General features: G+C 38.0%; 4 protein-coding genes and 1 pseudogene. 3 read left to right on the top strand and 2 right to left on the bottom strand.

Annotated features, from left to right (window positions below):
- Both IEW67_RS18260 and IEW67_RS17245 read left to right on the top strand, forming a co-directional pair.
- Nucleotides 1-198 (top strand): annotated as a pseudogene (locus tag IEW67_RS18260) (hypothetical protein); the annotation flags it as partial.
- A gap of 176 nt (nucleotides 199-374) precedes the next feature.
- Nucleotides 375-1769: a S1 family peptidase gene (locus tag IEW67_RS17245; protein WP_188634318.1), complete on the top strand. Its 1395-nt coding sequence runs from the start codon at nucleotides 375-377 to the stop codon at nucleotides 1767-1769.
- A gap of 104 nt (nucleotides 1770-1873) precedes the next feature.
- On the opposite strand, the gene IEW67_RS17240 is transcribed toward IEW67_RS17245, so the two are convergent.
- Both IEW67_RS17240 and IEW67_RS17235 read right to left on the bottom strand, forming a co-directional pair.
- Nucleotides 1874-2326, bottom strand: a complete 453-nt coding sequence (locus tag IEW67_RS17240) for a hypothetical protein (protein WP_188634317.1) — start codon at nucleotides 2324-2326, stop codon at nucleotides 1874-1876.
- Between the two features lie 90 nt (nucleotides 2327-2416).
- Nucleotides 2417-5476, bottom strand: a complete 3060-nt coding sequence (locus tag IEW67_RS17235) for a Tn3 family transposase (protein ID WP_188634316.1) — start codon at nucleotides 5474-5476, stop codon at nucleotides 2417-2419.
- A gap of 210 nt (nucleotides 5477-5686) precedes the next feature.
- On the opposite strand from IEW67_RS17235, the gene IEW67_RS17230 reads away from it, so the two are divergent.
- Nucleotides 5687-6292: a recombinase family protein gene (locus IEW67_RS17230; protein WP_188634315.1), complete on the top strand. Its 606-nt coding sequence runs from the start codon at nucleotides 5687-5689 to the stop codon at nucleotides 6290-6292.
- Nucleotides 6293-6494 lie beyond the last annotated feature (202 nt).

The raw sequence follows: 6494 nt of genomic DNA, 5'->3' as shown, positions 1-6494 counted from the left end.
CTTACTGGAAGGAGCATCCGTATGACTCAGACACTTGAACAACTTCAACAGCAATTGCGTTCGCTACGATTGTCCGAAAGCGCTCAGCACCTGCCTGCACTAGTGCAACAAGCAGAGTCCGAAGATGGGTGTTTTTGCCCAACCCCTCGAAAAGGTATATTTCAGAATATTAAAATATATTTATCCTACCACCGATAAAAGATAGAGATTTCGAAAGCTAACACATTAGTTATGTAGTAGAAAAAAACTTCCTAATACCAAATTAAGGTGAAATAGAGAGAATCTTGCTAGAATAATAAATTTATGTTAGCGTTTTCTTAACAAGTTTTTACAGACAGACATCAGGACTATTAATATTATAGGAGGAAAGAAAATTGAAGAAAAGATGGTTATTCTTAACAGTTTCCGTACTTACGTTAATAGGTCTTGGGTTTTTTGCCACTAACACCTCATTTGCAGACACGTCCCACAACAAAGATATCACACTTGATAATGAAGCTGAAAGTTACCCAGAAATAGAAAAGTTAAAGAAATCAGCTAATGAAAAAGATATTTCTTTGGAAAAGGCAATAGATGAATACGTTGAAGAAAAAGTTGATAAGGGAGAAGGAGGCAAGTTCGAAGCGAATACCGAAAGCAATGAAGAATCTGGGAAACTCCCAACTCTTCCTCCAGACATAACTATCGATGATATGAGCCTAGCTGAACTAGAAGACCTTAAAACAATTGCAGAGGAAGAAGATATTAGCTTTTTTGAGGCAATCAAAGGAAATGGTGGTCAAGATGAATTCCTGGATTATGCTGATAAGATGGAAGAAACCTATCCCGATCGTTTTGCTGGTGCATCCATGGATGATGAACACAACGGCGTATGGGTGGGCTTTAAAGGTAATATACCAGACGAGGCAGTAAAAGAAGCAGATTCGTTGCCTTTTAAAGTCAAACTAAAAGCGAATAAAGGGTATTCAGAAGATGAGTTAAAATCTGAGATGAAATCAACTCAAGAAGAGGCTTACAATCATAATAATATTGAGGATGCAAATGGGTTTTATGACATTCAAACGGGTGAAATAAATATAGAAGCAGAACCCAAGGCTTCTCTAGCACAAAATAAGAAGGAAGATTCATTGAAAGAATTGAAGGATAGTCAACCAGAAAACTCCAATATGGAATTGGATGTTGAATTCGTGGACCATTTAAATAATGCTGATGAAGATAAGTATATTCGAGGCGGCGGTGATTTAGGTACTTGTTCAGCAGGATTTACAGTCCATGATGGTAACATAAAAGGCATTTCTACAGCCGGCCACTGTGCTAAAGGTAATCCAACACGCACATACAGTAATGAAGCTGGGGACGGTGGATCAACAACGGTTACGCGACAAGCTAGACATCAGGGAAACGATGGCGATGTTGCTTATTATGATACCGGGAACAAAACAGCTACTCGCACTTTCTACTATGACAGCGGTGAAAAACGCTATGCAACAAACATACAAAGTCCTCGTGTGGGAATAAATGTATGTAATTACGGTAACAGAACTGGAAAAAAATGTACTACAGTAGACCAAGTAGGTGTATCCACTAAAAAGTATGATGGTTTAACATTAGTTAAAAGTCATGTTACAAAAAAAGGCGACAGTGGTAGTCCGTGGTTCTATAGCGGTAATGCTATCGGAATTCATAGTGGTGAAGTATCAGGAAAGAGTTCATTTACCCCTGCAGATAATCTTCGTGCTGCTGTCGGGATGACTGTTTATACGAAGTAAGAATATAATAAAAATATTTCTAATTTTGTAAAGAATAATGTGAAAAAACGCAGGGAATTTGTTTCTCTGCGTTTTTTCGGCACCATTTATATCAGTTGACCATGTTATTCTGAAATAACATCAATTTTCTCAGCATCACGTACAGGAGGATTCATTTCTCTTTCTCCCTCTTCTTTATCCCAATAAATATTCACCTTTACCCCTGCATCTAAGTCATTTTCGTTATACAAATCTGGATGTACATTATAATAGGCGCCATCATTTTCTTGAGCTAAGCCTTCCAATTCATCTTTTGTTTTTTCGGAAATATCAACATCCTCAATACCCGGAATAACTAACATATAGTACCAATCAGCATAGGCATCATCTTTGTCTTCACTTACATTCTCAGGTTCCTTTATATTTGCAACGATACCTTCTTCCTTTTCTAAATTATCAACATTAGATGAACTAGGACCCTTCTCGTCATTTGTATTATCCTGTTGGTTACCAGCACTACATCCTGCTAAGATAAAACCTATCAGAAAAGTTATAACAACAAGAGGCATTTGCCTCATTAAGAATTCCTCCTTTTTTTACTCTGTTATGAAAACTTATACAAACATTCTTGCATATGTCCTAAAAAAATCAAATTTAAAAACATCATATTATTCAGTGACAATTTCATGTTGAGCCAACTCTTGAATTATGGTGTTCATGTTGACCGATTCGTGGGATTTATTGAATTCGTAATGTCCATATAAATTAATATGCTGCCATGCCACGGGAGAAATTTGCTTTAATACATCTGAATCCTGCCCCTGGTTTTCTCTGTAAGTCAACATATTTGATAAAATGCTGGCATTGTAATAGATGATGCAATTAGCGATGAGACGGCTACATTCGCTCCAGATTTGTTGCTCTTGTTCGGTTTTGAAACGCAATCTGCCAAAGTTAGCATGCGATACAGCTCGGCGCAATTTATGGTAACTCTCACCCCGGTTTAAGGTTCGTTGCACATTTTGGCGCAAGGGTGGCGAATCAATATAATCTAGAAAGTATAGGCTTTTGATGATGTTATCATACTCCCACAATGCACGCTTGGTTTTGTTTTTACGAGCATAAGCACTTAATTTCCCAACGATGATGCTCTGTGTTGTGGTTTTTAAAGCCAAAGATAAAACAATACGCTGGATATTCTCCCATTCCTCAGCAATCAGATCTGTGTTGATTTTTCGAACGGGTTTGATCAATATATCGCCGTATTGACTTGGATGTTGGAAGCCATATAATGATCTGTTTACGGTACCATAAATATCCTTGTAACGAGGAGCAAACCGATAACCGAAAAAGTGAAGAATTGAAAAATTAACTTCATTGGTTCCATGAGTGTCGGTAGAATGCACTTCAGGCTGAATGTCAGTTGTGTTGTTATATAGGATATCGAATACGTAATGACTTTCATGCTCATTCGCCCCAATAATCCGGGCGTTGACGGGAATATGGTTAGCAACCATGGTGTAAGAAACAATCCCTTTTTTTAAACCAAAATATTTAGGTGAATGACGCGAATTCATGGTATTGATTTGCGTTTCGAATTTTTGACCATCGCTGCTTGAATGAATGGTATCATCTATATCATAATGGTGAAAGATTGGCAGCTCAGTTACTGCATTACTGATCCGGTCATTGGCTTCCTTTAATGTCTCTAATCGAATAAAGTTATCGGACGTGGCCACAAGGGAAGGATAACGGATATCAGAGATTTCTCCCATCCGACCTAATCCCATATTGGTACCCCAAGCAATTAGACAAGCGACCAGAACATGATCTTCTCTTGACTGCTTGGCATACCGACCTAAAATGTGATCAAACGCTTCCATAAAAGAACAATGTTGATTGGCGTAATGCAAAACACTTCCAATATCAATTGGCCTTAGTGCATCAAAAAAGGTATGATTGATGGATTCCGTGTCCCGTGTATTGGAAAGCGTCCATCGGCCATGGCGTCCCCGTTTTTTATGGACATGTTCATTTTCGCCAGACGCAATTCGTTGGTTCACCTTTGTTAAACGCCCTTCAAGTTGTTGCTTTAATTCGGCTAAATGCTCATGGATAGGATGGCGGAAAGTTATTAAACCAGCATCAGCCAACAATTTGTCTTTCTGTTGCCACTTTTCATCATCAATGAGATCATCCTCAAAACTACGAAATCGAATGCTTTCACGACAGAAAGCATCCCCTGCTTCCAGTCGATTACGCAAAAGCCGATAAATAAGAAACTCATAGCGATCAACTTTGATGTTCTTTTCCTCATCAGAGTCTTGTTCATAGATGTAACGCCTCATATTATCCGATATAAAGCGTTGAGGTAAATGATCTGCAGCATATTGCCCTAACGGTTTATTTTGATGAAAAGCTTGCTTTATAAAATCTATAGCCTCCATAAGTGGATCATTTTTGGAGGGAGCAGCAAATTTAACCATAAGCAGCAAAGGGCGTAAATGACGTTTAAATTGACGAGCTAATTGGTCAATGTGTTCCCATTGGAGAATTGTTTCATCCCACTTTGCATTCGTGGCGATTTGATCGGCAAGATTAGTAAGTTTTTGCTGTTCCAAGATAGAAAAAGCTCTCGCTTGAATATCGCCAAAAGGGGTGTCAGCCTCAATGCTGTCGTCAGTGAGTAATTGAAGCACTTCGCCAGCCTTTTTCATGTTTTGTCGATTTTCCGCATAGTGCTGATATATTTGATCTTTAGCCGTTGACTTGGATTCATCGATGTATCGCCGAACATTGTAAATCAAGGTATTGATCAGATTGTCATTCATACGCTGATAGCGATAATACACAAAGCATAATAAATAAACGTACACCAACCACTCATCCAGCCTTTTGAGTTTGTAAACAGAGTAATAATTGACCAATGATGCAAAGTATTTAATGCTTTCATTCGAAACGCCTAACTTGGGCAAAAGGGTGTGAGCAAGTTGGTATAAAGACTGGATTTGCTCCCCTCGGTTAATCTCACGTTTGATTTCTTTCAGGCTAAAATCCTTAGGTTCACGTTTAAGCAGTGTGATTTCATATAACCCTTGAGCATCTTCGAGTAGTGCCTTCAATGCCTGGATATCAGGCTGTTTTAGATGGTTATGCATGATGGCTGTTAATCGATTTTGTTCAAAGGTGATTGCCTGACTCACTGTTTCTTGAATAAAACTGTATCCTGGCACAACAATACGTTGTTCATTTAAATAATTCATGATTTCACGGAAGATAAAAATGGGTTTACCGGAAATGGTGACGGCATGATAGGCCTTTTTTTCAATTTGTTTTCTTTCCTCAGAACCACAACTGCGGTAATTGAATCGTTCAAGGATCAATTGTTGCTGCTTGAAACGAGTTGACTTATGAACGGTACTTAAATCAACCATTTTTCTATCATTAAAATGTTGTTTCAGCACGTATTGAAGATCTTCCTTTACTTCATGGAGATCAAATGTGAAAAATAGGTGCTTGGCCTTGAAATAACCAAGTTGCAGCACGAAATAAATTTTAGATTTAAAGGAATGCAGATTTTGTAGCAACTCTTTCTCGGGCTGGGAAAGAGAAAAATAATAACAACGATCTTCATATGTAAAATGCGGCCTTTCAAAGAGTGCTGTAAATTCATCCTTCCCCAAAATGCTTATTCGTTTTTGGTGTGTTTTCGTGGTTTCAACCGTCATCGTTTCTCCTTCCTTTCCCTCTTTCAAAAAGTAAACCTTTTGAAAGAGTCTTTTTATCGTCATTTTATCTGTCATAAGTATAACATAAATCATTTTGAAACATGTCTATAAACTTGTAGATATTTTGAAACAAACTTACAATAGTTATATAAGTTTTCCTACATATCATCTAAGAAATCAATTATTCACTTTGGGAAGGTGTGAAACATCGTGAGATCTTTTTTCTATGCACGAGTCAGCAGTAAAGATCAATCATTAGAAAGACAACTTGAAGCTGCCAAAGACATTGGCATTCCAGAAGAATATATTTTTGTAGACAAAGCGAGCGGTAAAGACTTTAGGAGACCTGAGTACCAATTGATGAAACGAATGTTTCGAGAAGGAGACGCTTTATATATCAAATCGTTGGATCGACTGGGACGTAATAAACAAATGATTTTGGACGAATGGCAAGACCTCGTCAAAACCAAGCAAATTGATATTGCCGTGCTAGATATGCCTTTGCTCAACACAATGAAATATAAAGACCTGGATGGCCTTGAAACCTTGATTTCTGATTTAATCCTGCAATTATTAAGTTATATGGCTGAAGATGAGCGTAAACGAACAAGAGAAAGACAGGAAGAAGGTATTCGAATTGCCAAGCAAAATGGTGTTAAATTTGGAAGGAAAAAGCATAAGATCGATGATACTTTTAAAGCGGTTTACCCTGAATGGAAACAAAATAAAATCACGGCAGTCGAAGCCATGAAGCGAGTGGGCATGAAAAGCAACACGTTTTATAGAAGGGTCAAAGAGTATGAAGCGAATCTTTAATGTCTGAATGTATTAGGGGGTGTATTTTTGGATTATTCTGAAATATACCTTTTCGAGGGGTTGGGCAAAAACACCCAAGATTGGACCTATCGAACGTTTCTTCATCGCCTGGCATCTTATGAGCAAAAACGTCGGGATGAGAAGCAAGTGGAAAAGAGACTGAAATGGGCTGCGTTCCCTTTCTATAAAACGCTGGATGCCT

Source organism: Lentibacillus kapialis (genome assembly GCF_014646635.1).
Classification (GTDB): domain Bacteria; phylum Bacillota; class Bacilli; order Bacillales; family Amphibacillaceae; genus Lentibacillus; species Lentibacillus kapialis.
Note: the sequence above shows the minus strand (reverse complement) of the source record. Positions and strands in the feature narration are given on the sequence as shown.